Below are 23,320 nucleotides of genomic sequence, written 5' to 3' on the forward strand. Positions count from 1 at the left end.
GCCCCGCTCTCGTGATGAGAGCGGGGCGTTTTTTTATGCCTTGGACAATCAGCCGCGAGCTTGGTCGATCAACTCGATGTACTCGTCCGCATTGCGCTGGTCCTTGATCAGGTCGACGAAGGTCTGGCCGTGCTCGTCCTTGCCATCGAGGTCCAGGCCGGCCTCCTTGAAAAAGGTCAGGAAACGTCCGAAATCGTCGATGCGCAAGCCGCGATAGGCTTTGATCAGTTTGTGCAGGGAAGGTGAAGTGGCGTCGACCGGTTCAAAATCCAGGAACAGCTTGATCTGATCGTCGCCGATCTCGTCACCAATCACTTGTTTCTTATCTTTACGCATTGCCGACTCCAGCCTGCAGACATTTACACGGGGGTACGAAGTCTACCTGCGGGACACACGCTTGTGTAGGAGCCGGTTTACCGGCTGCTACACAGCAAGTGTTCAATCGAACTGGGCCAGCATCCAGCGATGATACTCAGCCATACCGGCTTCGCCTTCCCGGGGTGCCCAGGTGGCCAGTTCGCCTTCGCCCACCGGGCGATAGGGGCCAGCCTTGCACTCGAACATCACCGAGTCGGGCTCAAGCACCACCAGGCCGTGGAAAACGCCGGGCGACAGATCAACACCCTGGCAATCGCCACCCGCCTGCAGGACGCGCCGCTCCAGGACTTCGCCTGACTCGCTGAAGATCAGAATGCCCAGGCGCCCCTTGAGCACCAGCAAGGTCTCGGCCTTGTCAGCGGTGAGGTGACGATGAGGTTGCACGTAGGTGTGTGGCTGCAAGCCGACAGCCATGCGATGACACGGCTCTTCCATCTGATGGAAGTTGACGTTCTGCCGGCCCCGGGGGTTGGCGGCGGCTTTCTCGGCCAATTCGGCAAACAGCGATTGATCAAGAAAACGCGCCATGGCTTACATCCTCTTCACAGCAAAGATGCCATTGGCATTGCGCCAGTAGCCCTTGTAGTCCATGCCATAACCGAAAATGTAGCGGTCGATGCACGGCAGGCCAACGTAATCGGCCTTCAGGTCCGGGCGGGCCTTGCGGTCGTGGTCCTTGTCGATCAGCACGGCGGTGTGCACTTTGCGCGCGCCGGCGTGTTTGCAGAAGTCGATGATCGCGCCCAGGGTGTGACCCTCGTCGAGGATGTCGTCGATGATCAATACGTCGCGGTCGATGAACGACACTTCCGGCTTGGCCTTCCAGAACAGGTCGCCGCCGCTGGTTTCATTGCGATAGCGCGTGGCGTGCAGGTAGGACGCTTCCAGGGGGAATTGCAGATGAGTCAGCAATTTGCCGGCGAAAATCAGACCACCGTTCATCACACAGAACACCACCGGGTTGGTGTCGGCCATTTCACGGGTGATGTGCGCGCCGACCTTGGCGATAGCCTCTTCGACTTGTGCTTCGGTGTACAGGCAGTCAGCCTCGCGCATGATTTGACGGATATGGTCGAGATCAGCGGACATGGCGCTCTCCAGGGGTACTGTGGCAAGAAAAGCGGGCGAAGGTACGCCTCTGGGACGCAACGTTCAAGCCTTTATGGACTAACGTACTTGTTGTCTATAGGACAACACCCTCGGATAGATTAATCTAGGCCGGTTTTTTTGCCCGCCGCCGGAGCCTTCCCCATGCCCATCCGTGAGATCCGCCACCCGCTGATCCGACACAAGCTCGGCCTTATGCGCCGCGCCGACATTAGCACGAAGAACTTCCGTGAGCTTGCTCAGGAAGTCGGAGCGTTGCTCACCTACGAAGCCACGAAAGATTTACCCCTGGAAAACTACGAGATCCCCGGTTGGTGCGGTCCCGTCCAGGTCGAGAAAATCGCCGGCAAGAAAATTACCGTGGTGCCGATCCTGCGCGCCGGTATCGGCATGCTCGAAGGCGTGCTGAGCCTGATCCCAGGCGCCAAGGTCAGCGCTGTGGGCGTCGCCCGCAACGAAGAAACCCTGCAGGCCCACACCTACCTGGAAAAACTCGTCCCGGAAATCGACGAACGCCTGGCGATGATCATCGACCCGATGCTGGCCACCGGCAGTTCCATGGTCGCCACCATCGACCTGCTGAAGAAAGCCGGCTGCAAGGACATCCGCGCCATGGTGCTGGTGGCTGCGCCCGAAGGTATCGCCGCCGTAGAAAAAGCGCACCCGGATGTGGTGATTTACACCGCGTCCATCGATGAACGCCTGAACGAACACGGCTACATCATTCCGGGCCTGGGCGATGCGGGCGATAAAATCTTCGGCACCAAGCAGAAGGACGCGTGAACATGCAGGATGAATTCAACGACCCGCTTTGGCGCCAGATCCTGTCTGGCGCACAGATGCTCTTCGTAGCATTTGGCGCGTTGGTGTTGATGCCACTGATCACAGGTCTTGATCCAAACGTTGCACTGTTTACCGCAGGCCTGGGCACGTTGCTGTTCCAGATCGTGACAGGGCGCCAAGTGCCGGTGTTCCTGGCATCGAGCTTTGCCTTTATCACCCCGATCATTCTCGCCAAGGGCCAGTTCGGCCTCGCGGCGACCATGGGCGGCGTGATGGCAGCAGGTTTCGTCTACACCTTTCTCGGCCTGGCGGTGAAGATCAAGGGCACCGGTTTTATCGACCGGCTGCTGCCGCCCGTGGTCATCGGGCCGGTGATCATCTCCATTGGCCTGGCCATGGCGCCGATTGCCGCCAATATGGCGATGGGCAAGAGTGGTGACGGTGCCGAGCTGATCCATTACCAGACGGCCATGATGATCTCGATGCCGGCGCTGCTGACCACGCTGATCGTGGCCGTGTTCGGCAAGGGCATTTTCCGCCTGGTGCCGATCATTGCCGGGGTATTGGTGGGTTTTGGCATGTCGTTCTACTTTGGCGTGGTCGACACCGCGAAGATCGCCGCCGCGCCATGGCTCGCCCTGCCCCACTTCACCGCGCCGGAATTCAACTGGCAGGCGATCCTGTTTATCGTGCCGGTGGCCCTGGCACCCGCTATCGAACACATCGGCGGCGTGATTGCCGTGGGTAGCGTGACCGGTCGCGATTACCTGAAAAAGCCCGGCCTGCATCGCACGCTATTGGGCGACGGCATCGCCACCACCACTGCCGGCCTGTTCGGCGGCCCGCCCAACACCACCTACGCCGAAGTGACCGGCGCGGTGATGCTGACCAAGAACTACAACCCGAAGATCATGACCTGGGCGGCGGTATTTGCCATCACCCTGGCCTTTGTCGGCAAGTTCGGCGCGCTGCTGCAGAGCATTCCGGTGCCGGTGATGGGCGGGATTCTGTGCCTGTTGTTCGGCTCGATTGCCGCGGTGGGGATGAATACCCTGATCCGTCACAAGATCGACCTGGGGGAAGCACGCAATCTGGTGATTGTGTCGGTGACCCTGGTATTCGGGATTGGCGGTGTGCTGATCGGCACCGGCACCGGTCCGGACGATTTCGGCCTCAAGGGCATCGCCCTGTGTGCGGTGGTAGCGATTGGCTTGAACCTGCTGCTGCCGGGCAATGACGGCTGGAAGCACAAGAAGCCGGACGAGCCGTTGCTCTAAAGGCTACGGATTGTCGGTGTTGCTGATGACCTCATCGCGGGCAAGCCCGGTTCCCACATTGCAATGCATTTGTGTGTGTGGGAGCCGGGCTGGCCCGCGATGAGCATAGGTATCTACACAACTTTGCCGCAACGCCCAAATCCAGACAGATAGAGCAGTTGTGGCGAGCGGGCTTGCCCCGCGCTGGGCTGCGAAGCAGCCCTAAACCCGGGCGTCGCGGTTTATCTGAAGAAACGTGGAGGGCTTTTTGGGCTGCTTCGCAGCCCAGCGCGGGGCAAGCCCGCTCGCCACAGGAGAGTTCGTCAGTTTCTGAAAGTTGTGTAGATACCTATGCCGCGATGAGGCCAGGGCAGCCAATACAGGTTTAAACCTTAAAGATCGCCCAAGCCATCGACCAGCGCCTGGTTCTGCTCTGGCGTGCCGATGCTGATCCGCAGGAACTGGGCAATCCGCTCCTGCTTGAAGTGCCGCACGATCACCCCTTGCTCGCGCAGCTTGGCCGCCAGGCCGGCGGCGTCGTGCCGTGGGTGGCGGGCAAAGATGAAGTTGGCCGCCGAAGGCAGCACTTCAAAGCCTTTACCCTGCAACTGCGCAACCACCTTCTCGCGACTGTCGATGACCAACTGGCAGGTCTTCTCGAAGTATTCACGATCTTCAAAGGCCGCCGCCGCGCCAACAATCGCCAGGCGATCCAGCGGATAGGAGTTGAAGCTGTTCTTGACCCGCTCCAGCGCCTCTATCAGGTCCGGATGGCCCACCGCTAGGCCTACGCGCAAACCGGCCAGTGAGCGCGATTTGGAGAGGGTCTGGGTGACCAGCAGGTTGGGGTAACGGTCTACTAGGCTGATGGCGGTTTCGCCACCGAAGTCGATATAGGCCTCATCGACCACCACCACCGAATCGGGGCAGGCCTTGAGCAACTGCTCCACCGCATCCAGCGCCAGCACGCAGCCGGTCGGCGCGTTCGGGTTGGGGAAGATGATGCCGCCATTGGGCTTGGCGTAGTCCGCCACGCGGATCTGGAACTGCTCGTCCAGCGGCACCGGGTCGGACTTGATGCCGTACAGCCCGCAGTAGACTGGATAAAAGCTGTAGCTGATATCCGGAAACAGCAGCGGCAAGTCGTGCTGGAACAGGCCGTGGAAGATGTGCGCCAGGACTTCATCGGAACCATTGCCGAGGAAGACCTTGCTCGCATCGACCCCGTAATACTTGGCCACGGCCTGCTTGAGCAGGTCGCTGTTGGGGTCGGGGTACAAACGCAGGTTGTCGTTCAGCTCGGCCTGCATGGCTGCCAGCGCCTTGGGCGATGGCCCATAAGGGTTTTCGTTGGTGTTGAGCTTGACCAGCTTGGTCAGCTTCGGCTGCTCGCCGGGCACGTAAGGCACCAGGTTCTTGACGAAGGGGCTCCAGAATTTGCTCATGCCTTACTCTCCCTTGACGATGCGGTATTCGGCGCTACGGGCGTGTGCGCTCAACGATTCGCCACGGGCCAGCACCGAGGCAGTCTTGCCCAGCTCGGAAGCGCCCTGGGGCGAGCAGAAGATGATCGACGAGCGCTTCTGGAAGTCATACACCCCCAGCGGCGACGAGAAACGCGCGGTACCGGACGTTGGCAATACGTGGTTGGGACCCGCGCAGTAGTCGCCCAGGGCCTCACTGGTGTGGCGGCCCATGAAGATCGCCCCGGCGTGGCGAATCGACGGCAGCCAGGCTTGTGGGTCGGCCACGGACAGCTCCAAGTGCTCGGGAGCGATGCGATTGGCCACTTCGATGGCCTGCTCCATGTCCTGCACCAGGATCAGCGCGCCACGGCCATTGATCGACTTCTCGATAATCTCGGCACGTTCCATGGTCGGCAACAGTTTATTGATGCTGGCCGCCACCTTGTCGAGGAACTCGGCGTCGGGGCTGACCAGGATCGCCTGGGCGTCTTCGTCGTGTTCGGCCTGGGAGAACAGGTCCATGGCGATCCAGTCCGGGTCGGTCTGGCCGTCGCACACCACGAGGATTTCCGACGGGCCGGCAATCATGTCGATACCGACCTGGCCAAACACGTGGCGTTTGGCGGTGGCCACGTAGATATTGCCGGGGCCGACCACCTTGTCCACCTTCGGCACACTTTCGGTGCCGTAGGCCAACGCGGCGACTGCCTGGGCACCGCCGATGGTGAACACACGATCAACCCCGGCAATGCAGGCCGCGGCCAGCACCAGCTCGTTGATTTCACCGCGCGGGGTCGGGACCACCATGACCACTTCTGTCACGCCGGCAACCTTGGCGGGGATGGCATTCATCAAGACCGATGACGGATAAGAAGCCTTGCCACCCGGCACGTACAGGCCGGCGCGGTCCAGGGGCGTGACTTTCTGCCCCAGCACCGTGCCATCAGCCTCGGTGTAGCTCCAGGAATCCTGTTTCTGTTTTTCGTGGTAGCTGCGCACCCGCGCTGCCGCGACTTCCAGGGCTTCACGCTGGGGCGCAGTGATGCGCGTCAGGGCCAGCTCCAGGCGTTCGCGGGGCAGGATCAGGTCGGCCATGGACTTGACGTCCAGGCCGTCGAACTGCCGGGTAAAGTCCACCAGCGCCGCATCGCCGCGCTCGCGCACAGCCTTGATGATGTCGAGAACCCGCTGGTTGACCGAGTCGTCGGACACACTTTCCCAGCTCAGCAGATGATCCAGATGATGGGCGAAATCCGGGTCGGCAGCGTTGAGTCGGGCAATTGCAGTGGACGTGGTCATAGCGAGGGCCTCAATAGAATTGGCAAAAACTCAGGCGCCCTAAACTAGCAGTCGTTTCCGCTTGGGCACCCGAGAATTCTGGCTATGAGGCGGATAGACGGGCGCGACCTAAGGCCGCGCAGGTGAGTCAACCGCGGTGTCGAGACTCCACTGCCTTGCGCAGGGTGTCGATCAACGCCTGGATACGGGCGTGCTGCATTTTCATCGAAGCTTTGTTGACGATCAGGCGGGAGCTGATGTCGGCGATAAAGTCCTGGGGTTCCAGGCCATTGGCGCGCAGGGTGTTGCCGGTGTCGACCACGTCGATGATCTTGTCGGCCAGGCCAATCAGCGGCGCCAGCTCCATCGAGCCGTAGAGCTTGATGATATCGACCTGAAGGCCTTGCTCGGCGTAATAACGCTTGGCGACGTTGACGAACTTGGTGGCTACCCGCAGGCGGCCCTTGGGCTCGACGTCACCGACACGGCCGGCGGTCATCAGCTTGCACAGGGCAATACGCAGGTCCAGCGGCTCGTACAGGCCCTGACCACCGTATTCCATCAGCACGTCCTTACCGGCGACACCGAGGTCGGCGGCGCCATGTTCAACATAGGTCGGCACGTCGGTAGCACGCACGATCAACAGACGAACGTCGTCCTGGGTCGTGGGGATGATCAGCTTGCGGCTCTTGTCCGGATTCTCGGTCGGCACGATGCCCGCTTCAGCCAGAAGCGGCAATGTATCGTCAAGGATGCGGCCCTTGGACAGTGCGATGGTCAACATGGGAAACGTCAGTCCTTCATCAGGCTATTGCTGTCCGGTCGCAAACGGCGCCAGACACAGATCGAGGCCATGACAGCCTCGATTTGAAACAAATCTGCTAACAGCATACATCGTCCTGTGGCGAGGGAGCTTGCTCCCGCTGGACTGCGCAGCAGTCCCGGCCTTAAAGAGCAGGGCCGCTTCGCGCCCCAGCGGGAGCAAGCTCCCTCGCCACAATGACGGTGTTGACAGCCCCGAGGACTAGCCCGGTACGCGGCGGATTTTCGCGCCGAGCATCTGCAGTTTTTCTTCGATGCACTCGTAGCCACGGTCTATGTGGTAGATGCGATCGATCAGGGTGTCGCCGTCAGCGCACAGCGCCGAGATCACCAGGCTGGCCGAGGCCCGCAGGTCGGTGGCCATTACTGGCGCGCCCTTGAGCTGCTCGATACCGGTAACGATGGCAGTGTTGCCTTCGACCTGGATCTTGGCGCCCATGCGGTGCAATTCATACACGTGCATGAAGCGGTTTTCGAAAATGGTCTCGATCACCGCACCGGTGCCTTCGGCAATCGCGTTCAAGGAGATGAACTGCGCCTGCATGTCGGTCGGGAAGGCCGGGTACGGAGCGGTACGCACGTTGACGGCTTTAGGCCGCTTGCCGTGCATGTTCAGCTCGATCCAGTCTTCGCCGGTGGTGATTTCGGCACCCGCTTCGCGCAGTTTTTCCAGGACCGCTTCAAGGATGGTCGGATCGGTGTCCTTGACCTTGACGCGACCACCGGTGACGGCAGCAGCAACCAGGTAGGTACCGGTCTCGATACGGTCCGGCATCACTTTGTAGGTCGCCGAGTGCAGGCGCTTCACACCGTCGATGGTGATGGTGTCGGTGCCGGCGCCGGTGATGTTGGCACCCATGGCGATCAGGAAGTTGGCCAGGTCGACCACTTCCGGCTCACGCGCGGCGTTCTGCAGGACACTACGGCCATTGGCCAGGGCCGCAGCCATCATGATGTTCTCGGTACCGGTCACGCTGACGGTATCAAAGAAGAAGTTGGCGCCACGCAGGCCGCCTTCCGGCGCCTTGGCCTTGATGTAGCCGCCTTCGACGTCGATGGTCGCGCCCATGGCCTCCAGGCCACGGATGTGCAGGTCGACCGGACGCGAGCCGATGGCGCAACCGCCAGGCAGTGCCACTTCGGCTTCGCCGAAACGGGCAACCATCGGGCCCAGTACCAGGATCGAGGCACGCATGGTTTTCACCAATTCGTACGGTGCGATCAGGGTCTTGATGGTGCGCGGGTCGATTTCGACCGACAGCTTCTCGTCGATCACCGGCTCAATGCCCATGCGACCGAACAGCTCGATCATGGTGGTGATGTCGTGCAGGTGTGGCAGGTTGGCTACGGTAACCGGGCCATCGCACAGCAAGGTAGCGGCCAGGATCGGCAAGGCCGAGTTTTTAGCCCCGGAGATACGGATTTCGCCATCAAGACGGGCACCGCCGGTAATAATCAATTTATCCATAAGAATCTCGACGCCTTGGGGGCTCAGGTGCGCTCGGCCCAGGCCGCGCGGCTGAAAAATTTCATAGTGACCGCATGGATGCTGCCATCGGCGATCCACGGGCTCAAATGGGCATAGATCTGCTGCTGACGCTTGACCGGGCTCAATGCCGCCAGTTCATCGCTAATCACGTTCAGCTGGAAATTGCAGCCTTCGCCTTCAACTGCAACCTCAGTATTCGGCAGCTTTCCTTCAAGGAAGCTTTTAACTTCTAGGGCCTGCATGCTCAACCTCTATCGGCGCCCAGTGCGCGCGGGTCGCACATCATACAAAAAAGCCCCGCGCCTGCGAACCCCGCATAGCAGGACTCTGACGGGGGGCTTCTTCAATAATGTGTATTAAGGATGCGCCAACAGCTCGGTCAAACCGCTAACCTGGGCGATTTCACGCATATCCTCGGGTAATGCGCGAATACTGACAGGTTTATTGACCGCTGCGGCGTCACGTAGGAAACACAGGAGCAATGACAAGCCAACACTGCTGGACTTCACCACCGCCGAGCAATCGATAACCAATGCCTGCGCGGTGCTGGCATTGATCAACGCCTGGCCCTGCTTGCGCAGGGCCGGCCCGGTGCTGTAGTCGAGCACGCCGCTGAGGAGCAGCTCGCCGGCCTGGCCTTGACGAACAGCCGACTCGGTCATGGGGCCTGCTTCTCTGCGGCTTCTTCGGTCACTTCCTTGGCCTTGGCCACTTCGCCAGCCCAACCATCGATGGTCTTGTCCAGGTCGTTGCCATTGCGCTGCATGGCATCGGCGAACTGGTCACGGAACAACTTGCCAATGTTGATGCCGTTGATGATCACGTTGCGCACTTTCCACTCACCGTTGATTTTCTCAAGGGTGTAGGAAACCGGATAGACCGAGCCATTGTTGCCCTTGACCTGCATATCCACGCTGGTGCGGTTGCCGGACTCATCCTTGGCCGGGGAAACGACGATGCCCTGGTTGTTGTATTCCAGCAGCGCGTTGCCATAGAACTGCATCAGGCTGCGCTTGAAGTTTTCCTGGAAGCGCTGCATCTGCGCAGGCGTGGCCTTGCGCGAGTACTTGACGGTCATGATGCTGCGGGAGATGCCATCAGCGTCGACCACCGGCCCAACAATGCCGTTAAGGGCATCGTAGAACGCGCTTGGGCTCTGTTTGTACTGCTCCTTGTTTGCCGCAAGGTCAGCCAGCAGCTCCTTGGTAGTTCTATCAATAATGTCGTGCGCCGTAGGCGCCGCCACGGCGTTAGCCATCAATGGCAAGGCTGCCAACAGCACCAACAGGCCACGTCGCAAGGTAGAGATCATGAACAAACTCCTCATTTGGCGTCTTTACTAACCGTATTAAGCAGGAATTTACCGATCAGGTCCTCCAATACCAGCGACGACTGTGTGTCATGAATGGTCGAACCATCCTTGAGCAAGGCTTCTTCCCCGCCCACGCTGATACCGATGTACTTTTCGCCCAGCAGACCCGCCGTGAGGATAGACGCCGTGGAGTCAGTCGGCAGGTTATCTACCTTCTTGTCCAGTTGCAGGGTCACTCGGCCGGTGAAGCTGTCGCGGTCCAGATCGATTGCCGTGACCTTGCCGATGGTCACACCGGCCATGGTCACTTTAGCTCTGACCGTCAAACCGGCGATATTGTCGAAGTAGGCGTAAAGTTTATAGGTATCGGCGGCCGGGCTGGCCGACAAGCCGCTGACTCGCAGGGCGAGCAACAGTAAAGCCAGGATGCCAGCCAGCAAGAAAAGGCCGACACCGATTTCCACAGTGCGGTTTTGCATCAGAAATCTCCAAACATCAAGGCGGTCAAAATGAAGTCAAGGCCCAGTACCGCCAGCGAGGCGTACACAACGGTCTTGGTGGTGGCTCGACTGATCCCTTCTGAAGTGGGCTCACAGTCATAGCCTTGGAATACGGCGATCCAAGTCACGACAAAGGCGAAGACGATGCTCTTGATAATGCCATTGAGCACGTCACCGCTGAAGGTCACGCTGTTTTGCATATTGGCCCAGTAGGAGCCGTCGTAGACTCCCAGCCAGTCCACCGCCACCCAGGAACCGCCCCAGATCCCGACCACGCTGAAAATCATCGCCAGCAGTGGCAAGGAGATGAAGCCGGCCCACAGGCGCGGGGCAACAATGTACTTGAGCGGGTCCACGCCGATCATTTCCAGGCTGGACAGCTGCTCGGTGGCCTTCATATTACCGATCTCGGCGGTCAAGGCAGAACCGGCGCGCCCGGCAAACAGCAATGCCGTGACTACCGGCCCCAGTTCACGCAGTAGCGTCAGCGCAACCATCTGCCCCACCGCCTGCTCTGAACCGTAGCTGGACAGGATATTGAACCCCTGCAACGCCAGCACCATGCCGATGAACACCCCGGAGACAACGATGATCACCAGGGACATCACGCCAACCGAATGCAACTGCTTGAGCAGCAAGCCAAAACCGCCGCCGATGCCGCCGCGGCCAAGCAAGGCGTGAAACAGGAAAATCGTCGAACGCCCGAGCACTTCGACGATGTCGATGCCCGAGCGACCGAAAAGGCGAACCTTCTCGATTAAAGATGTCTTGCGCATCAGCGCTTCCCCAGAAGATCTGAGCGGTAGTCCGCTGCCGGAAAATGAAAAGGCACCGGGCCATCAGGATCGCCGGTCATGAATTGGCGGATGCGCGGGTTATCAGCATTCATCAGCTCTTCAGGCGTGCCCTGCCCCAATACCTGGCCATCGCCGACGACATAGAGATAGTCGGCGATGCTCGCGGTTTCGGCCAGGTCATGGGAAACCACGATGCTGGTGATGCCCAGCGCATCGTTGAGCAGGCGGATCAGGCGCACCAGTACGCCCATGGCGATAGGGTCCTGGCCGACAAACGGCTCGTCATACATCAGGATCTGCGGGTCGAGAGCAATCGCCCGTGCCAGGGCTACACGTCGTTTCATACCGCCGGAAAGCTCGTCAGGCATCAAGTCGATGGCACCGCGAAGCCCTACGGCCTGCAGTTTCAACAGCACGATGTCACGAATCATTTCTTCGGACAGCTGGGTATGCACCCGCAGCGGGAACGCGACGTTTTCGAAAACATCAAGATCGGTGAACAGAGCACCGCTCTGGAACAGCACTCCCATGTGCTTGCGCGCATCGAACAGGTCGCTGCGCGACAGGGTCGGCAGGTTCTGGCCATTGACCCAGACTTCGCCGGCAGTGGGACGCAGCTGCATGCCCATCAGGCGCAGCAGGGTCGTCTTGCCGCAACCGGACGGCCCCATGATGCCCGTCACCTTGCCGCGGGGAATGCGAATATCGACATTATTGAAGATGCTGCGCGTACCGCGCTTGAAGGAAAGGCCCTTCAGCTCGACCGCGTAGGCGTTATCGGCACTCATCTAAACTCCTTGGGATGCAGCTTCTCACTCAGACACCACGTTTGGGACAACTGCTTGCGACAGTTAGACACATGTGAGCTGCGCGGACCGAACTGGCGGCGAACTATATCACTGCTGACATAAAGCGCCCAAGGCCGCAGCAGCGCTTGTTCAGAAACATGACAGGTAAACGCGTATTTGAGAGTGTTCTCACATCCGAGGCGAACAAACCCTGACGAACTTGCGTGAGGGAATTGTTCATTACCGCTATAATCGCCGACTTTTCGTCAGGCTATACGATTTCAGACATGAGCCAATCCAGCGACCTTATTCAATCCGCACAACGCACCATCCGCCTCGAGCTTGAAGCCGTAGAAGGCTTGCTGGCCCATATCGACGCAGATTTCGTACGCGCCTGCGAGATGATCCTGGCCAGCAAAGGCCGGGTTGTCGTGGTCGGCATGGGCAAGTCTGGCCATGTCGGCAACAAGATTGCCGCCACCCTGGCCAGCACCGGCACCACGGCGTTTTTCGTGCACCCGGCCGAAGCCAGCCATGGCGACATGGGCATGATCACCCGCGATGACGTGATTGTGGCCCTGTCCAACTCCGGCACCACCAACGAAATCGTGACCCTGCTGCCGCTGATCAAACGCCTGGGCATCAAGCTGATCAGCATGACCGGCAACCCGGACTCGACGCTGGCCAAGGCCGCCGAAGTGAACCTGAATGTGCATGTGGCCCACGAGGCCTGCCCGCTCAACCTGGCGCCGACCTCTTCCACTACCGCCGCCCTGGTCATGGGCGACGCGCTGGCCGTGGCCCTGCTGGAAGCCCGCGGCTTTACCGCCGAAGACTTCGCCTTTTCCCACCCAGGTGGCGCCCTTGGCCGTCGCCTGTTGCTGAAAGTGGAAAATGTGATGCATGCCGGCGACGAACTGCCCCAGGTACAGCGCGGGACCCTGCTCAAGGACGCGCTGATGGAAATGACCCGCAAGGGCCTGGGCATGACCGTGATTCTGGAGGCCGACGGCCGCCTGGCCGGGGTCTTCACCGACGGCGACCTGCGCCGCACCCTGGATCGCGCCATTGATATCCATACCGCGACCATCGATCAAGTCATGACCCCTCATGGCAAGACCGCCCGCGCCGAAATGCTCGCCGCCGAAGCCCTGAAGATCATGGAAGACCATAAAATCGGCGCCCTGGTGGTGGTCGACGATGCCGATCATCCGATTGGCGCCCTGAATATGCACGATTTGCTGCGCGCAGGAGTGATGTAAATGAACACCGACCTGTTGCAACGGGGCAAGGCCATCAAGCTGGCGATTTTCGACGTCGATGGCGTACTGACTGACGGCCGCCTGTACTTCCTCGAAGATGGCAGCGAATTCAAGACGTTCAATACGCTGGACGGCCAGGGCATCAAGATGCTGATGGCCTCTGGCGTGCAGACTGCGATTATCAGTGGTCGCAAGACCCCGGTCGTGGAACGCCGCGCACAAAACCTGGGGATTCCTTACCTCTACCAGGGCCGCGAGGATAAACTGGTGGTTCTGGATGAGCTTCTTGGCAAACTCAACCTAAGCTATGAGCAAGTCGCCTATCTGGGCGATGACTTGCCTGACCTGCCGGTGATCCGGCGCGTGGGCCTGGGCATGGCCGTGGCCAATGCCGCATCGTTTGTTCGCGAACACGCCCACGGCATTACCCAGGCCCGTGGCGGCGAAGGTGCCGCCCGCGAGTTCTGCGAGCTGATCCTGCGCGCCCAGGGCAGCCTTGAAGCGGCCCACGCCGCCTACCTATAGAGCCTTCTATGCTGAGCAAAAAGATTCGCAACTTCCTGATATTCGGAGCCATTGCCGCACTGTTCCTCGCGGTGGGCTACTGGAATATCAGCCCGGAGCGCTTCCTCGATCAGCCTGTCGTGCAGGCCGACCAGGGCGCCATCGACTATTACGCCACCAACGCCTACAGCGTGCAGTTCCTGCCTGACGGCAAGGTGCAGTACGAAATGACGTCGGACAAGGTCGAACACTTGAAGGCTTCAGAGGTCACATTGCTGACCAATCCGGACCTGAATCTGTATCGCGGCACCGAATTCCCGTGGCACGTCACCAGCAAGCGTGGCGAGGTCAACCCGGACGGTACCGAAGTGGAACTGATCGACTCGGTGCGCGTTGCGCGTACTGACGCCCAGAACCGCGACACCATCATTACCAGCAGTCGCATGACCGTATTCCCACAGAAGCAATATGCGCAGACCGAGCAAGACGTTAGAATCGACGGCGCTGGCGGTGTATCGACTGGCAAGGGAATGAAAGCGTATTTGAAAGAAAGCAGGATACACCTGCTATCGAACGTAAGAGGACAGTATGAGGCTCGTTAAAACCCTCCCTATTTTGCTCGGTCTGGGCGCAGCACTGGGAAGCGTGAGCGCCTGGGCTCTGCCGAACGATAGCCAGCAACCGATCCATATTCAGGCTGACGATGCGCAACTGGATGACAAGCAAGGTATCGCGACCTACAAGGGCGACGTAATCATCACTCAAGGTTCGATGAAGATTACCGGCAATACCGTCACCCTGACCCGCACCCCGGCCGGCGACATCGACGTCGTGACCTCGGTGGGCAACCTTGCCTATTTCGAACAGAAGCAAAACGCCGCCGATCCAGGCCCGATCAAAGGCTACGGCGTAACCATCCAGTACCACGCGCCGCAGAACCGCATCGTACTGACTGACCGCGCCAAAGTGATCAGCAGCGACGGCAACTCGACCGAAGGCGAGAAAATCGTCTACGACACCGTCAAGCAGGTCGCCACTGCTGGCCGCGCCAATGGCACCAAGGTCACCGCGCCACGTCCGCGCATTGACATGGTTATCCAGCCGAAGAAGAAGGCCCAGTAATGGCAACCCTGAAAGCCCAGCATCTGGCCAAGGCCTATAAAAGCCGTCAGGTCGTGCGCGACGTCAGCCTGTCGATCGACAGCGGCCAGATCGTCGGCCTGCTTGGCCCCAACGGTGCCGGCAAGACCACCTGTTTCTACATGATTGTCGGCCTGGTCCAGGCAGACCAGGGCCGTGTATTGATCGATGACCTGGACGTGAGCCACCAGCCAATGCACGGTCGTGCACGGGCCGGTATCGGCTATCTCCCCCAGGAGGCGTCGATCTTCCGCAAACTGTCAGTGTCCGACAACATCATGGCGATCCTTGAGACCCGCAAGGAACTGGATCGCGATGGGCGCCGCCAAGAGCTGGAAAGCCTGTTGCAGGAGTTCCACATCAACCACATTCGTGACAACCTCGGCATGAGCCTGTCCGGCGGCGAACGTCGTCGCGTGGAAATCGCCCGCGCCCTGGCCACTGCACCGAAGTTCATCCTGCTGGACGAACCCTTCGCCGGTGTCGACCCGATTTCGGTAGGCGACATCAAGCAGATCATCCATCACCTCAAGGCCAAGGGGATCGGCGTGCTGATCACCGACCACAACGTGCGTGAGACCCTGGATATCTGTGAAACCGCCTACATCGTAAACGACGGCCAACTGATTGCCGAAGGCGACTCCGCCACCATCCTGGCCAACGAACTGGTCAAGGAAGTGTATCTGGGGCACGAGTTCCGCCTGTAACCACTGTGATGTCAGGACATTCGCCATCGGGCGCGGGAGTCAATAAAAACCTCATTATTTTTATTGTTACCGCGCTCTAGGCAAAACCCCCGATATCAGGCATATAATTTGCTTATGTTTGGCGCTCACGCGCCCTGTCGTGGATGGCGCATTGCGCCGGCGAATAAGGTGTTAAGCCCCCGCCATGAAACCATCGCTAGTCCTGAGAATGGGCCAGCAGCTGACGATGACACCGCAGCTGCAACAGGCCATCCGCCTGCTCCAATTGTCGACCCTGGACCTGCAACAGGAAATCCAGGAGGCCCTGGAGTCCAACCCGATGCTCGAACGCCAGGAAGAAGGCGACGACTTCGATAATGCCGACCCACTGGCCGACAACATAGAGCAAAAACCCAATCCCGACGTCCAGGAACCGTCCTACCAGGAAGCCGCCCCCACGGTGGATAACCTGGAAGAAGGCGAATGGAACGAACGCATTCCCAACGAACTGCCCGTGGACACGGCCTGGGAAGATGTCTACCAGACCAGCGCCAGCAGCCTGCCCAGCAACGACGATGACGAGTGGGACTTCACCACCCGCACCTCCGTTGGCGAGAGCCTGCAGAGCCATCTGCTGTGGCAGCTGAACCTTGCCCCGATGTCCGACACCGATCGCCTGATCGCCGTGACCCTGATCGATTGCATCAATAATCAGGGCTACCTGGACGAGACCCTTGAGGAAATCCTCGAGGCCTTCGACCCGGAACTGGACATCGAGCTGGACGAAATCGAAGCGGTGCTGCACCGCATCCAGCAGTTCGAGCCTGCCGGCATTGGCGCGCGCAATCTCAGCGAGTGCCTGTTGCTGCAACTGCGCCAGCTACCCGCCAAGACCCCGTGGCTGACCGAGGCCCAACGCCTGGTCACCGACTACATCGACCTGCTGGGCAGCCGCGACTACAGCCAGTTGATGCGCCGCATGAAGCTCAAGGAAGATGACCTGCGCCAGATCATCGAGCTGGTACAGAGCCTCAACCCGCGCCCCGGCTCGCAGATCGAGTCCAGCGAAGCCGAATATGTCGTGCCTGACGTGATCGTGCGCAAGGACAACGAGCGCTGGCTGGTGGAACTGAACCAGGAATCGGTGCCACGCCTGCGGGTCAACCCGCAATACGCCGGGTTCGTGCGCCGGGCCGATACCAGTGCCGACAACACCTTCATGCGCAACCAGTTGCAGGAAGCGCGCTGGTTCATCAAGAGCCTGCAAAGCCGCAACGAGACCCTGATGAAGGTAGCCACCCAGATCGTCGAGCATCAGCGCGGCTTCCTGGAGTACGGCGACGAGGCGATGAAGCCGTTGGTACTGCATGATATTGCCGAAGCCGTTGGCATGCATGAGTCGACCATTTCCCGGGTAACCACCCAGAAATTCATGCATACCCCACGGGGTATATATGAGCTGAAATACTTTTTCTCCAGCCACGTCAGCACCTCCGAAGGCGGCGAATGCTCGTCCACGGCGATCCGCGCGATCATCAAAAAACTGGTTGCCGCGGAAAATCAGAAAAAGCCGTTGAGTGACAGCAAGATCGCTGGTTTACTGGAGGCACAAGGCATTCAGGTCGCCCGTCGAACCGTCGCCAAGTACCGCGAGTCCCTTGGGATCGCGCCTTCCAGCGAGCGTAAGCGGTTGATGTGACGGGCGGGCCACAGCGTTCCAGTGGCGGGTATTCCTACCCGCCGCTTTATGCACTGGCAACGAAGGAGAAGCTGTATGCAAGTCAACATCAGTGGACACCAACTGGAAGTGACCGAACCGCTGCGCGCCTACATCAGCGAGAAACTCAAACGAATTGAGGGGCATTTCGACAAGATCACCAATGTGCAAGTCATCATGTCTGTCGAAAAGCTGAAGCAGAAAATCGAAGCCACCTTGCGTATACCCGGCGGGGAAGTAGTCGCCAATGCAGAGCATGCAGATATGTATGCCGCTATTGACGACCTGACCGACAAGCTGGATCGCCAAATCAAAAAGCATAAGGAAAAGCAGCAGAGCCTTCTTCAAGGCACAGGCCGCTAACACTCCCCACCCATGATTCGACTTGAAACCATCCTGACCCCCGGCCGTTCCCTTGTGAACGCGCCGGGCGGCAGTAAAAAGAAAGCCCTCGAACAGATTGCCAACCTGATCAGCCGCGAAGTGCCTGAACTGGTGATGCAAGACGTGTACGAGGCTCTGATTGCCCGTGAAAAACTCGGCTCGACCGGTTTTGGCAACGGCATCGCTATTCCTCATTGCCGCCTCAAAGGCTGTGAAACTCCGGTAAGCGCCCTGTTACACCTGGACGCCCCCACTGATTTCGACGCCATCGATGGCGCCCCGGTTGACCTGCTGTTTGTCCTGCTGGTCCCGGAGGCCGCTACCGATGCGCACCTGGAACTGCTCAGGCAGATCGCCAGCATGCTCGACCGTGAAGAAGTACGTAAGAAACTGCGTAGCGCCAGCACCAATGAAGCGCTGTATCAGGTTGTCCTGGATGAGCAAAGCGGGCAGTAATCATGCGTTTGATCATCGTCAGCGGGCGTTCCGGCTCAGGTAAAAGTACTGCCCTCAACGTGCTTGAGGACAACGGTTTCTATTGCATCGACAACTTGCCGGCGGGCCTGTTGCCCGAGTTGGCGGAGCGCGCGCTGATCCACACCGAGCTGGCGCAACCGCTGGTGGCGGTGTCGATTGACGCCCGCAACCTGCCCAGCCACCTCACGCGATTCCCGGAATTGCTTGAAGAGGTACGCGCCAAGCATATCCATTGCGACGTGCTGTACCTGGATGCCGACGAAGAAACGCTGCTCAAGCGCTTCTCGGAAACCCGTCGCCGCCACCCGCTGAGTAGCTCGAACCGCTCGCTGGCTGAAGCCATCGAGGACGAGACCAAGCTGTTGGGGCCGATCATTGATTTGGCCGACCTCAAGATCAACACCACCAGCCTGAACCTTTACCAACTGCGTGACGCCATCAAGCTGCGCCTGCTGAACCAGCCGGAGCCCGGCACGGCATTCCTGGTTGAATCCTTTGGTTTCAAGCGGGGCATGCCGATAGACGCCGACCTGGTATTTGACGTGCGCTGCCTGCCCAACCCGTACTGGAAGCCGGAGCTGCGCGATCAGTCAGGCCTGGACCAGCCGGTTGCCGAATACCTGGCGGCTCAACCGGATGTCGAAGAGATGTTCCAGGATATCTCCAGCTATCTGCTCAAGTGGCTACCGCGCTTTGCCGCCAGTAACCGGGCTTATGTCACCATCGCTATCGGCTGTACCGGCGGGCACCACCGCTCCGTCTACCTGACCGAGCGCCTGGGCCAGGTCTTGCAGAAAACCCTCAAGAATGTCCAGGTTCGCCACCGCGACCTTAGCTGAAAGGAACACCTTCGCGATGCCCGCTCTGGAAATTGAAATCATCAACAAACTGGGCTTGCACGCCCGCGCGTCGGCCAAATTTGTCGGGGTTGCGGGCCAGTTTCCTTGCCAGGTCCGGGCCGGGCGTACGCCAGAATCCATGGTCGACGGCAAAAGCATCATGGCGATGATGATGCTGGCTGCCGGCAAAGGCACCACGATTCATCTGAAGACCGAAGGTGAGCAGGAACAGGAAGCGCTGGATGCGCTGGTGAAGTTGATCAACAACTACTTCGATGAAGGCGAATAGCCCTTTGCCCAACATAAATCCCATGTGTACGGGCTGGTGTGGGAGCTGGCTTGCCTGCGATAGCTGTGGATCAGCCAACATTTTTATCGACTAGTACACCGCTATCGCCGGCAAGCCAGCGCCTACATTGGTTTTGCGCTAAAAGTCAGCCCAGCGCTGTATCCATCGCCATCATCAGGCAAAACCCGATGCATAGCCCCAGGCTCGCCAGCTTGTCATGGCCATTGCGCCGCGACTCGGGAATGACCTCATGAGTCACCACCAATAACATCGCCCCAGCCGCCAGGGCCAGGCCCAGGGGCAACAGCATTTCGGCCAGGCTGACCAGCCAGGCACAGAGCACGGCAAACACCGGTTCCACCAGCCCGGATGCAGCGCCGATCAGGAACGCCTTGACCCGCGACATCCCCGCCCCTGCCAGCACCAATGCAATCACCAGCCCCTCGGGCACATCCTGCAACGCGATACCCATGGCCAGGCTATCGGCATCGGGCATACCGCCACCAGCCGAGACACCTACCGCCATGCCTTCGGGAATGTTGTGGGCAATGATGGCAAACACAAATAGCCAGATGCGCGGTGGGATTACCGGTTTGTCAGGCGTGCCGACCAGCATTTCCGGGCTGGCACCGGAGACCTTGCGGTCCACCAGGAACAAACCGAATGCGCCCAGCATGATGCCAAAACTGATCAACCCGCTGGAGGCCCAGGGCGTCAGCCCCAGGTTTTCGGCAGCGGCGATTCCCGGCACGACCAGCGAAAACGCCGTCGCCGCCAGCATCACCCCGGCGCCAAACCCCAGTAATGTGTCGCTGACCGCCAGCGGCATCCGCCGGATCACCAGCACCGGCACCGCACCCAATGCCGTGCCTAGGGCACAGATTGCACCACCTTGCAGGGCGCGCAGGATGCGCGGTTCCAGGTCCAGCCAGGCCAGCCCGTGGGCCACCAGCAATGCAGTTCCCGCCAATAGCAGCAGCGAGCCAAACGCATAGCGGAACATTCGCACGCTGCTGATCGCCAGTGTTTCAGTGCCCATAGTCGGCCTTAGGTCTTGTTATGAGAGGGCATTAAGCCAGTGCAGCCTGGTAGCGCTCAGCGACTTCCGGCCAGTTGATAACACTGTAGAAGGCGTTGATGTACTCAGGGCGACGGTTTTGATAGAGCAGATAGTAGGCGTGCTCCCAGACGTCCAGGCCGAGGATCGGCGTATTGCCGTTCATCAATGGGCTGTCCTGGTTGCCACTGCTTTCGACGACAAGGGTCTTTTGCGGGGTGACGCTCAGCCAGGCCCAACCACTGCCAAAGCGAGTCAGCGCGGCCTTGGTGAATGCATCCTTGAATGCGTCAAAACCACCCAACTGCGCGTCAATCGCCTGACCCAAGGCGCCCTCGGGCTTACCACCGCCCTTGGGCGACATGACCGCCCAGAACAACGAATGGTTGGCATGCCCACCGCCTTGGTTGATCACTGCCGCACGCAGTTTTTCCGGTAGTTGCTGGACGCTGGAGACCAGTTTTTCTACCGGCCAGCCTGCAAACTCGGTGCCTTCGACGGCAGCATTGAGGTTATTGATATAGGTCTGGTGGTGCTTGGTGTAGTGGATTTCCATGGTTTGCGCATCGATATGCGGCTCAAGGGCATCGTAGGCGTAGGGCAAGGCAGGCAAGGTGTAGGACATATCAATGTGCTCCATAAAAAGGGCTGTTGCGGGTCGGCGTATCCGTCTGCGCCGTATTGCTGCCCAGCAAGCGATGGGTACGGGGGTACTCGCCGTGATCGCTGATGAAATTCAACAGTTCGACGTAGGTCTTGCTGCTCTGGCGCAAGGCCGCCTCGCGCAAGGCTTGAGGCAGCCGGGTGTCCTGCATCGTCTGCAGCAAGCGCTGGTGAATGGCGCAGAGGTATTCGGCGCTTTCCTCAGGCTGGTTCAAGCGCAGGTGCAGGTCCGCCAGGTTGTGGTGGGAAATAACGCAAGCTGCCACGGCCTCGTCGGCATCACCCCAGCGCTCAAACAACACTTGGGCCAGGGCCAGGGCCTGCAGGTAATGCTCGCGGGCATCCACCAGTTCGCCCTGCATAAAGCAGCGATTGGCCCGTTCGATCGTGCGTTTCCAGTGCTCCATGGTGAGCCTCCAAAGCAGGGTCGGTAATTACACGCCACCCGCCGTGAGCTTTTCCGGGTCCAGCAGGACTTCCAGTTGGCTGCGCGGCAAGTCGGTGTGCTCGAGCGCCACATCAATCACCGGCCGGCCTTGTTGGTAGGCTTTCTTGGCGATTTCAGCGGCCTTTTGGTAACCAATGATCGGGTTGAGTGCAGTGACCAGGATCGGGTTGCGCGACAGCGCTTCCTTGAGCTTGGGTTCGTTGACCTTGAAGCTGGCGATGGCCTTGTCCGCCAGCAGGCGGCTGGAGTTGGCCAGCAACTCCAGGCTGCCGAGCAGGTTCTGGGCGATGATCGGCAGCATCACGTTGAGTTCGAAGTTGCCGGACTGGCCTGCGATGGTGATTACGCTGTCATTGCCAATAACCTGTGCTGCAACCATCGCGGTGGCCTCCGGGATCACCGGGTTGACCTTGCCGGGCATGATCGACGACCCCGGCTGCAGGCCTTCGAGCTCGATTTCACCAAGGCCTGCCAGTGGGCCGGAGTTCATCCAGCGCAGGTCGTTGGCGATTTTCATCAGTGTTACGGCAATGGCTTTGAGTTGGCCGGAAACGGCAACGGCAGTGTCCTGGGAGCCAATCAAGGCGAACAGGTTCTTGCCCGGTGTGAACTGCACCTGGGTCAGACGGCTCAGTTGCTGGCTGAAACGTGCAGCGAATTCTGGGTGTGCATTGATCCCGGTCCCAACCGCGGTGCCGCCCTGAGCCAGGGCCTGCAGACTTGGCAACAGGCCTTGCAGGTGACCGATATTGGCCTTGAGTTGCTGCGCCCAACCCTCCAGGACCTGGCTCATGCGCACCGGCATGGCATCCATGAGGTGCGTACGCCCGGTCTTGATGAACGGATGGACTTCAACCGCCTTGCGCTCGATCACTTCAACCAAGTGCAGCAACGCCGGCAAAGTCTGCTCATGCAGCACCAGCGCGGCGCTGACATGGATGGTGGTCGGGATGATGTCGTTGCTGCTCTGCCCGCAGTTGACGTGGTCGTTCGGGTTGACCGCCTCGCCCAGCAGGCGGCTGGCCAGGGTCGCGATCACTTCGTTGGCGTTCATGTTGGAACTGGTGCCGGAACCGGTCTGGAAAATATCCACCGGGAAATGCTGCATGAAGTCGCCTTCCAGCAAGCCCTGGGCGGCCTCGACGATGGCTTTGCCCTGGCCTTCGCTGATCTGCTTGAGGTCGACATTGGCCTTGGCAGCCGCAGCCTTGGCCAGGATCAGGGCGCGAATGAACTGGGTCGGCATGCGTTGGTGGCTGATCGGGAAGTTGTTCACCGCACGCTGAGTCTGGGCGCCATACAAAGCTTCTGCGGGTACTTGCAACTCGCCCATGCTGTCGCGTTCGATACGGGTATTACTCATCGGAAGATCCTTGCACCAAGTCGGAGTGAGAAATAGACGGCAACAATTCACAGGTCGCCAATTGCCAGGCAAAGGTCTGCCAGCGCTTGAGGCGGCAGGCACAGTGAGAGAGGTTTTCCAGGTCGCGTAGCGGGCGCCAGGCCTGGTCCAGGCACGTGGACCGCCAATGCCAGGGCAAAGCGATATCGGTGGCGGTATCGATCAACAGGCGAAACGAGGTCTCAGCGATGGTCCACGGGTGCGTGGCCGTGCAGCAGGCCAGATAACGCCCTTCGTTTAGGTAATGTTCGATCAGGCGTGGCTCGTCAGGGTTGAGCCCACAGCGAATCTGGCGACTCATCCAGCGCCAGCTTTCCAGGTAGGGATCCTCGTGCAGGACAGAACTCATGATCCAAGCTCACTCGATAATGATATTTATTATTAAATGATATTGAGAATCAAAACAAGCTATTGAACCTATAGCTTTGTCGGCCTTGTGAGATTCCAGACAAAAAAAAGCGCCACCCTTGGGGTGG

30 protein-coding genes are annotated in these 23,320 nt (G+C 59.7%); 12 read left to right on the top strand and 18 right to left on the bottom strand.

What is annotated here, in order from left to right; genetic code table 11:
- Positions 1-48 precede the first annotated feature (48 nt).
- The 3 genes from FIV38_RS00740 to FIV38_RS00750 form a co-directional block, all read right to left on the bottom strand.
- Positions 49-336, bottom strand: a complete 288-nt coding sequence (locus FIV38_RS00740) for a PA4642 family protein (protein WP_070994097.1) — start codon at positions 334-336, stop codon at positions 49-51.
- Between the two features lie 102 nt (positions 337-438).
- Entirely contained in the window at positions 439-906 is a 468-nt protein-coding gene (locus tag FIV38_RS00745; protein WP_029291746.1) for a WbuC family cupin fold metalloprotein, read from the bottom strand.
- Positions 907-909: 3 nt separating this feature from the next.
- Entirely contained in the window at positions 910-1,467 is a 558-nt protein-coding gene (locus FIV38_RS00750; protein WP_092238246.1) for a hypoxanthine-guanine phosphoribosyltransferase, read from the bottom strand.
- Positions 1,468-1,629: 162 nt separating this feature from the next.
- Here FIV38_RS00750 and upp point away from each other — a divergent pair, with 162 nt between their 5' ends.
- Complete coding sequence (upp, locus tag FIV38_RS00755; RefSeq protein ID WP_029291751.1) at positions 1,630-2,268, top strand: uracil phosphoribosyltransferase; 639 nt, start codon at positions 1,630-1,632, stop codon at positions 2,266-2,268.
- Between the two features lie 2 nt (positions 2,269-2,270).
- Positions 2,271-3,545: a uracil-xanthine permease family protein gene (locus tag FIV38_RS00760; protein WP_070994099.1), complete on the top strand. Its 1,275-nt coding sequence runs from the start codon at positions 2,271-2,273 to the stop codon at positions 3,543-3,545.
- Positions 3,546-3,916: 371 nt separating this feature from the next.
- Here FIV38_RS00760 and hisC read toward each other — a convergent pair whose 3' ends face one another.
- From hisC to FIV38_RS00810, 10 genes are all read right to left on the bottom strand, one after another.
- The gene (gene hisC, locus FIV38_RS00765; RefSeq protein ID WP_092238249.1) at positions 3,917-4,969 is read right to left on the bottom strand and encodes a histidinol-phosphate transaminase; all 1,053 of its coding nucleotides are present in this window, start codon (positions 4,967-4,969) and stop codon (positions 3,917-3,919) included.
- A 3-nt stretch (positions 4,970-4,972) separates the two neighbouring features.
- The gene (gene hisD / locus FIV38_RS00770) at positions 4,973-6,289 is read right to left on the bottom strand and encodes a histidinol dehydrogenase (RefSeq protein ID WP_029291757.1); all 1,317 of its coding nucleotides are present in this window, start codon (positions 6,287-6,289) and stop codon (positions 4,973-4,975) included.
- A gap of 127 nt (positions 6,290-6,416) precedes the next feature.
- Positions 6,417-7,052 (bottom strand): ATP phosphoribosyltransferase, encoded by a 636-nt coding sequence (gene hisG / locus FIV38_RS00775; protein ID WP_092238252.1) that lies wholly within the window; start codon positions 7,050-7,052, stop codon positions 6,417-6,419.
- 240 nt (positions 7,053-7,292) lie between these two features.
- Complete coding sequence (gene murA, locus FIV38_RS00780) at positions 7,293-8,558, bottom strand: UDP-N-acetylglucosamine 1-carboxyvinyltransferase (protein ID WP_029291769.1); 1,266 nt, start codon at positions 8,556-8,558, stop codon at positions 7,293-7,295.
- Between the two features lie 23 nt (positions 8,559-8,581).
- Entirely contained in the window at positions 8,582-8,821 is a 240-nt protein-coding gene (locus tag FIV38_RS00785) for a BolA family protein (protein WP_092238254.1), read from the bottom strand.
- A 114-nt stretch (positions 8,822-8,935) separates the two neighbouring features.
- Positions 8,936-9,241, bottom strand: coding sequence for an STAS domain-containing protein (locus tag FIV38_RS00790; RefSeq protein WP_029291773.1), 306 nt, complete (start codon positions 9,239-9,241; stop codon positions 8,936-8,938).
- On the bottom strand, positions 9,238-9,891 hold the full coding sequence (locus FIV38_RS00795) for an MlaC/ttg2D family ABC transporter substrate-binding protein (RefSeq protein ID WP_092238257.1): 654 nt from the start codon (positions 9,889-9,891) through the stop codon (positions 9,238-9,240). The genes FIV38_RS00790 and FIV38_RS00795 overlap by 4 nt, the downstream gene beginning before the upstream one ends.
- Positions 9,892-9,902: 11 nt before the next feature.
- Positions 9,903-10,370 (bottom strand): outer membrane lipid asymmetry maintenance protein MlaD, encoded by a 468-nt coding sequence (gene mlaD / locus FIV38_RS00800; RefSeq protein WP_029291777.1) that lies wholly within the window; start codon positions 10,368-10,370, stop codon positions 9,903-9,905.
- Positions 10,370-11,167: a lipid asymmetry maintenance ABC transporter permease subunit MlaE gene (gene mlaE / locus FIV38_RS00805; protein WP_029291779.1), complete on the bottom strand. Its 798-nt coding sequence runs from the start codon at positions 11,165-11,167 to the stop codon at positions 10,370-10,372. The genes mlaD and mlaE overlap by 1 nt, the downstream gene beginning before the upstream one ends.
- Positions 11,167-11,976 carry an ATP-binding cassette domain-containing protein gene (locus FIV38_RS00810; RefSeq protein WP_029291781.1) on the bottom strand — a complete coding sequence of 270 codons (810 nt, stop codon included), beginning with the start codon at positions 11,974-11,976 and terminating at the stop codon, positions 11,167-11,169. The genes mlaE and FIV38_RS00810 overlap by 1 nt, the downstream gene beginning before the upstream one ends.
- 287 nt (positions 11,977-12,263) lie before the next feature.
- On the opposite strand from FIV38_RS00810, the gene FIV38_RS00815 reads away from it, so the two are divergent.
- From FIV38_RS00815 to FIV38_RS00860, 10 genes are all read left to right on the top strand, one after another.
- Positions 12,264-13,238 (top strand): KpsF/GutQ family sugar-phosphate isomerase, encoded by a 975-nt coding sequence (locus FIV38_RS00815; RefSeq protein WP_029291783.1) that lies wholly within the window; start codon positions 12,264-12,266, stop codon positions 13,236-13,238.
- Positions 13,239-13,763 (top strand): KdsC family phosphatase, encoded by a 525-nt coding sequence (locus FIV38_RS00820; protein WP_029291786.1) that lies wholly within the window; start codon positions 13,239-13,241, stop codon positions 13,761-13,763. It begins immediately after the preceding gene.
- A gap of 8 nt (positions 13,764-13,771) precedes the next feature.
- A complete protein-coding gene (lptC, locus tag FIV38_RS00825) occupies positions 13,772-14,344 on the top strand; it encodes an LPS export ABC transporter periplasmic protein LptC (protein WP_029291788.1) in 573 nt (190 codons plus the stop codon).
- The gene (gene lptA / locus FIV38_RS00830; RefSeq protein WP_029291790.1) at positions 14,331-14,864 is read left to right on the top strand and encodes a lipopolysaccharide transport periplasmic protein LptA; all 534 of its coding nucleotides are present in this window, start codon (positions 14,331-14,333) and stop codon (positions 14,862-14,864) included. The genes lptC and lptA overlap by 14 nt, the downstream gene beginning before the upstream one ends.
- Positions 14,864-15,589: an LPS export ABC transporter ATP-binding protein gene (lptB, locus tag FIV38_RS00835; RefSeq protein ID WP_029291791.1), complete on the top strand. Its 726-nt coding sequence runs from the start codon at positions 14,864-14,866 to the stop codon at positions 15,587-15,589. Before lptA ends, lptB begins: the two co-directional genes overlap by 1 nt.
- Positions 15,590-15,773: 184 nt before the next feature.
- A complete protein-coding gene (locus FIV38_RS00840) occupies positions 15,774-17,267 on the top strand; it encodes an RNA polymerase factor sigma-54 (RefSeq protein WP_029291792.1) in 1,494 nt (497 codons plus the stop codon).
- Positions 17,268-17,342: 75 nt separating this feature from the next.
- Entirely contained in the window at positions 17,343-17,648 is a 306-nt protein-coding gene (gene hpf / locus FIV38_RS00845; protein WP_029291794.1) for a ribosome hibernation-promoting factor, HPF/YfiA family, read from the top strand.
- 12 nt (positions 17,649-17,660) lie between these two features.
- Entirely contained in the window at positions 17,661-18,125 is a 465-nt protein-coding gene (ptsN, locus tag FIV38_RS00850; protein WP_029291796.1) for a PTS IIA-like nitrogen regulatory protein PtsN, read from the top strand.
- 2 nt (positions 18,126-18,127) lie between these two features.
- On the top strand, positions 18,128-18,985 hold the full coding sequence (rapZ, locus tag FIV38_RS00855) for an RNase adapter RapZ (protein WP_092238260.1): 858 nt from the start codon (positions 18,128-18,130) through the stop codon (positions 18,983-18,985).
- A gap of 16 nt (positions 18,986-19,001) precedes the next feature.
- Positions 19,002-19,274, top strand: a complete 273-nt coding sequence (locus tag FIV38_RS00860) for an HPr family phosphocarrier protein (protein ID WP_057438107.1) — start codon at positions 19,002-19,004, stop codon at positions 19,272-19,274.
- A gap of 145 nt (positions 19,275-19,419) precedes the next feature.
- Here FIV38_RS00860 and FIV38_RS00865 read toward each other — a convergent pair whose 3' ends face one another.
- Genes FIV38_RS00865 through FIV38_RS00885 form a run of 5 tightly spaced genes read right to left on the bottom strand, consistent with a single transcriptional unit; the run spans position 19,420 to position 23,193 of the window.
- Complete coding sequence (locus FIV38_RS00865) at positions 19,420-20,313, bottom strand: ZIP family metal transporter (protein WP_029291803.1); 894 nt, start codon at positions 20,311-20,313, stop codon at positions 19,420-19,422.
- Between the two features lie 31 nt (positions 20,314-20,344).
- The gene (locus FIV38_RS00870) at positions 20,345-20,956 is read right to left on the bottom strand and encodes a superoxide dismutase (protein ID WP_029291805.1); all 612 of its coding nucleotides are present in this window, start codon (positions 20,954-20,956) and stop codon (positions 20,345-20,347) included.
- A gap of 1 nt (position 20,957) precedes the next feature.
- Positions 20,958-21,401 (bottom strand): hypothetical protein, encoded by a 444-nt coding sequence (locus FIV38_RS00875; RefSeq protein ID WP_029291807.1) that lies wholly within the window; start codon positions 21,399-21,401, stop codon positions 20,958-20,960.
- A gap of 27 nt (positions 21,402-21,428) precedes the next feature.
- Positions 21,429-22,805 carry a class II fumarate hydratase gene (locus FIV38_RS00880; RefSeq protein WP_029291809.1) on the bottom strand — a complete coding sequence of 459 codons (1,377 nt, stop codon included), beginning with the start codon at positions 22,803-22,805 and terminating at the stop codon, positions 21,429-21,431.
- A complete protein-coding gene (locus tag FIV38_RS00885) occupies positions 22,798-23,193 on the bottom strand; it encodes a hypothetical protein (RefSeq protein WP_029291811.1) in 396 nt (131 codons plus the stop codon). Before FIV38_RS00885 ends, FIV38_RS00880 begins: the two co-directional genes overlap by 8 nt.
- Between the last annotated feature and the right edge of the window lie 127 nt (positions 23,194-23,320).

Source organism: Pseudomonas proteolytica (assembly GCF_007858275.1).
In the GTDB taxonomy this organism is placed as follows: Bacteria; Pseudomonadota; Gammaproteobacteria; order Pseudomonadales; family Pseudomonadaceae; genus Aquipseudomonas; species Aquipseudomonas proteolytica.

Excerpts from the sequence above, each read along its gene's own strand:
- upp (WP_029291751.1), top strand. The coding sequence starts at position 1,630 with ATGCCCATCCGTGAGATCCGCCACCCGCTGATCCGACACAAGCTCGGC.
- FIV38_RS00745 (WP_029291746.1), bottom strand. The coding sequence starts at position 906 with ATGGCGCGTTTTCTTGATCAATCGCTGTTTGCCGAATTGGCCGAGAAA.
- hpf (WP_029291794.1), top strand. The coding sequence starts at position 17,343 with ATGCAAGTCAACATCAGTGGACACCAACTGGAAGTGACCGAACCGCTG.
- FIV38_RS00860 (WP_057438107.1), top strand. The coding sequence starts at position 19,002 with ATGCCCGCTCTGGAAATTGAAATCATCAACAAACTGGGCTTGCACGCC.
- FIV38_RS00885 (WP_029291811.1), bottom strand. The coding sequence starts at position 23,193 with ATGAGTTCTGTCCTGCACGAGGATCCCTACCTGGAAAGCTGGCGCTGG.
- FIV38_RS00840 (WP_029291792.1), top strand. The coding sequence starts at position 15,774 with ATGAAACCATCGCTAGTCCTGAGAATGGGCCAGCAGCTGACGATGACA.
- FIV38_RS00740 (WP_070994097.1), bottom strand. The coding sequence starts at position 336 with ATGCGTAAAGATAAGAAACAAGTGATTGGTGACGAGATCGGCGACGAT.
- FIV38_RS00795 (WP_092238257.1), bottom strand. The coding sequence starts at position 9,891 with ATGATCTCTACCTTGCGACGTGGCCTGTTGGTGCTGTTGGCAGCCTTG.
- ptsN (WP_029291796.1), top strand. The coding sequence starts at position 17,661 with ATGATTCGACTTGAAACCATCCTGACCCCCGGCCGTTCCCTTGTGAAC.
- FIV38_RS00815 (WP_029291783.1), top strand. The coding sequence starts at position 12,264 with ATGAGCCAATCCAGCGACCTTATTCAATCCGCACAACGCACCATCCGC.
- lptC (WP_029291788.1), top strand. The coding sequence starts at position 13,772 with ATGCTGAGCAAAAAGATTCGCAACTTCCTGATATTCGGAGCCATTGCC.
- hisD (WP_029291757.1), bottom strand. The coding sequence starts at position 6,289 with ATGACCACGTCCACTGCAATTGCCCGACTCAACGCTGCCGACCCGGAT.
- murA (WP_029291769.1), bottom strand. The coding sequence starts at position 8,558 with ATGGATAAATTGATTATTACCGGCGGTGCCCGTCTTGATGGCGAAATC.
- FIV38_RS00750 (WP_092238246.1), bottom strand. The coding sequence starts at position 1,467 with ATGTCCGCTGATCTCGACCATATCCGTCAAATCATGCGCGAGGCTGAC.
- FIV38_RS00865 (WP_029291803.1), bottom strand. The coding sequence starts at position 20,313 with ATGGGCACTGAAACACTGGCGATCAGCAGCGTGCGAATGTTCCGCTAT.
- FIV38_RS00880 (WP_029291809.1), bottom strand. The coding sequence starts at position 22,805 with ATGAGTAATACCCGTATCGAACGCGACAGCATGGGCGAGTTGCAAGTA.
- lptB (WP_029291791.1), top strand. The coding sequence starts at position 14,864 with ATGGCAACCCTGAAAGCCCAGCATCTGGCCAAGGCCTATAAAAGCCGT.
- FIV38_RS00810 (WP_029291781.1), bottom strand. The coding sequence starts at position 11,976 with ATGAGTGCCGATAACGCCTACGCGGTCGAGCTGAAGGGCCTTTCCTTC.
- FIV38_RS00760 (WP_070994099.1), top strand. The coding sequence starts at position 2,271 with ATGCAGGATGAATTCAACGACCCGCTTTGGCGCCAGATCCTGTCTGGC.
- FIV38_RS00790 (WP_029291773.1), bottom strand. The coding sequence starts at position 9,241 with ATGACCGAGTCGGCTGTTCGTCAAGGCCAGGCCGGCGAGCTGCTCCTC.
- lptA (WP_029291790.1), top strand. The coding sequence starts at position 14,331 with ATGAGGCTCGTTAAAACCCTCCCTATTTTGCTCGGTCTGGGCGCAGCA.
- hisG (WP_092238252.1), bottom strand. The coding sequence starts at position 7,052 with ATGTTGACCATCGCACTGTCCAAGGGCCGCATCCTTGACGATACATTG.
- rapZ (WP_092238260.1), top strand. The coding sequence starts at position 18,128 with ATGCGTTTGATCATCGTCAGCGGGCGTTCCGGCTCAGGTAAAAGTACT.
- FIV38_RS00875 (WP_029291807.1), bottom strand. The coding sequence starts at position 21,401 with ATGGAGCACTGGAAACGCACGATCGAACGGGCCAATCGCTGCTTTATG.
- FIV38_RS00870 (WP_029291805.1), bottom strand. The coding sequence starts at position 20,956 with ATGTCCTACACCTTGCCTGCCTTGCCCTACGCCTACGATGCCCTTGAG.
- FIV38_RS00785 (WP_092238254.1), bottom strand. The coding sequence starts at position 8,821 with ATGCAGGCCCTAGAAGTTAAAAGCTTCCTTGAAGGAAAGCTGCCGAAT.
- hisC (WP_092238249.1), bottom strand. The coding sequence starts at position 4,969 with ATGAGCAAATTCTGGAGCCCCTTCGTCAAGAACCTGGTGCCTTACGTG.
- mlaE (WP_029291779.1), bottom strand. The coding sequence starts at position 11,167 with ATGCGCAAGACATCTTTAATCGAGAAGGTTCGCCTTTTCGGTCGCTCG.
- mlaD (WP_029291777.1), bottom strand. The coding sequence starts at position 10,370 with ATGCAAAACCGCACTGTGGAAATCGGTGTCGGCCTTTTCTTGCTGGCT.
- FIV38_RS00820 (WP_029291786.1), top strand. The coding sequence starts at position 13,239 with ATGAACACCGACCTGTTGCAACGGGGCAAGGCCATCAAGCTGGCGATT.